General features: G+C 47.6%; 1 tRNA gene and 2 rRNA genes (1 of these 3 cut by a window edge). All 3 read left to right on the plus strand.

Annotated elements, in window-relative coordinates:
- Positions 1-228 precede the first annotated feature (228 nt).
- Positions 229-1,778: ribosomal RNA gene (locus tag M4974_RS07755) — 16S ribosomal RNA — on the plus strand.
- Between the two features lie 103 nt (positions 1,779-1,881).
- Positions 1,882-1,954: transfer RNA gene (locus M4974_RS07760), tRNA-Ala, on the plus strand.
- Positions 1,955-2,134: 180 nt separating this feature from the next.
- Positions 2,135-2,500: ribosomal RNA gene (locus M4974_RS07765) — 23S ribosomal RNA — on the plus strand; it runs 2,540 nt beyond the window's last position.
- Together the 16S and 23S rRNA genes with 1 tRNA gene alongside form the textbook arrangement of a ribosomal RNA operon.

Raw genomic sequence — 2,500 nt, forward strand, 5'->3', positions numbered from 1 at the left:
GTTGTTGACAAGCGAGAATAAGCGTGATAGACTAATTAAGTTGTTTCGTAAGGGAGCAACGCAGTAGCACATTGAAAACTGAACAAAACTTTGAACAAACAAATCTGTAACGATTTACTAAGGAAACTTAGTAAAGACAAATTTGCGAAGTCAATTCGTAAGAACAATAAACGGATAAAGCTAGGAAACTAGTAAGTCAGTTTAATCGAAGAGCAATCTTCAAACTTTTAACATGAGAGTTTGATCCTGGCTCAGGATGAACGCTGGCGGCGTGCCTAATACATGCAAGTCGAACGCACAGCGAAAGGTGCTTGCACCTTTCAAGTGAGTGGCGAACGGGTGAGTAACACGTGAATAACCTGCCTTATAGTAGGGGATAACATTTGGAAACAGATGCTAATACCGTATAACACAGCTTTTTGCATAAAAGGTTGTTAAAAGGCGCTTCGGCGTCGCTAAAAGATGGATTCGCGCTGCATTAGTTAGTTGGTGAGGTAAAGGCTCACCAAGACGATGATGCATAGCCGAGTTGAGAGACTGATCGGCCACATTGGGACTGAGACACGGCCCAAACTCCTACGGGAGGCTGCAGTAGGGAATCTTCCACAATGGGCGCAAGCCTGATGGAGCAACGCCGCGTGTGTGATGAAGGCTTTCGGGTCGTAAAGCACTGTTGTATGGGAAGAATGGCTTAGGTAGGTAATGACCTAAGATTGACGGTACCATACCAGAAAGGGACGGCTAAATACGTGCCAGCAGCCGCGGTAATACGTATGTCCCGAGCGTTATCCGGATTTATTGGGCGTAAAGCGAGCGCAGACGGTTGGTTAAGTCTGAAGTGAAAGCCCACAGCTCAACTGTGGAATTGCTTTGGAAACTGGCTAACTTGAGTGCAGTAGAGGTAAGTGGAACTCCATGTGTAGCGGTGGAATGCGTAGATATATGGAAGAACACCAGTGGCGAAGGCGGCTTACTGGACTGTAACTGACGTTGAGGCTCGAAAGTGTGGGTAGCAAACAGGATTAGATACCCTGGTAGTCCACACCGTAAACGATGAATACTAGGTGTTAGGAGGTTTCCGCCTCTTAGTGCCGCAGCAAACGCATTAAGTATTCCGCCTGGGGAGTACGACCGCAAGGTTGAAACTCAAAGGAATTGACGGGGACCCGCACAAGCGGTGGAGCATGTGGTTTAATTCGAAGCAACGCGAAGAACCTTACCAGGTCTTGACATCCTTTGAAGATGTTAGAGATAGCATTGTGCTCTTCGGAGCCAAAGTGACAGGTGGTGCATGGTCGTCGTCAGCTCGTGTCGTGAGATGTTGGGTTAAGTCCCGCAACGAGCGCAACCCTTATTGTTAGTTGCCAGCATTCAGTTGGGCACTCTAGCGAGACTGCCGGTGACAAACCGGAGGAAGGCGGGGACGACGTCAGATCATCATGCCCCTTATGACCTGGGCTACACACGTGCTACAATGGCGTATACAACGAGTCGCAAACCCGCGAGGGTAAGCTAATCTCTTAAAGTACGTCTCAGTTCGGATTGTAGTCTGCAACTCGACTACATGAAGTCGGAATCGCTAGTAATCGCGGATCAGCATGCCGCGGTGAATACGTTCCCGGGTCTTGTACACACCGCCCGTCACACCATGGGAGTTTGTAATGCCCAAAGCCGGTGGCCTAACCTTTTGGAGGGAACCGTCTAAGGCAGGACAGATGACTGGGGTGAAGTCGTAACAAGGTAGCCGTAGGAGAACCTGCGGCTGGATCACCTCCTTTCTAAGGAAAAACGGAACGTTACAGGGACGCAAGTCAATTTGTTTGAATTAAAGTTTTGTTTAGTTTTGAGTGGGCTACTGTCAAGAAGTCCCAACCAGGACTTGGGGAATTAGCTCAGCTGGGAGAGCACCTGCTTTGCAAGCAGGGGGTCAGCGGTTCGATCCCGCTATTCTCCATTGCCAGTCGGAAGGCTGGTGGGTTTGTACATTGAAAACTGAATAATAACAAATTCTTTTTAAAGTCATCGCAAGATGACGCTAAATTGAACCGAGAAACAACACAAGTTCTTTAATTAAAGAACGGTTTAATCGCAGGTCGAAAGACCAACTCATATGCTGACCCTACTAAACAGTAGTGGTTAAGTGAATAAGGGCGCGTGGTGAATGCCTTGGCACTAGGAGCCGATGAAGGACGTGACTAACTACGATAAGCTTTGGTGAGCGGTAAGTACGCTATGACCCAGAGATTTCCGAATGGGGAAACCCAACTCAATTGAGTTATCATTATCTGAATACATAGGATAATGAAGGAATACGCTGTGAACTGAAACATCTCATTAGCAGCAGGAGCAGAAAGAAAAATCGATTCCCGGAGTAGCGGCGAGCGAAAGGGGAAGAGCCCAAACCAAGGTGCTTGCATCTTGGGGTTGTAGGACTGAAATAACGAGCAAGAATTTGGAAAGATAGTTTAATTCGTTGGGAAACGAAGCCAGAGAGGGTGAT

The organism is Convivina praedatoris (assembly GCF_933208495.1).
GTDB lineage: Bacteria > Bacillota > Bacilli > Lactobacillales > Lactobacillaceae > Convivina > Convivina praedatoris.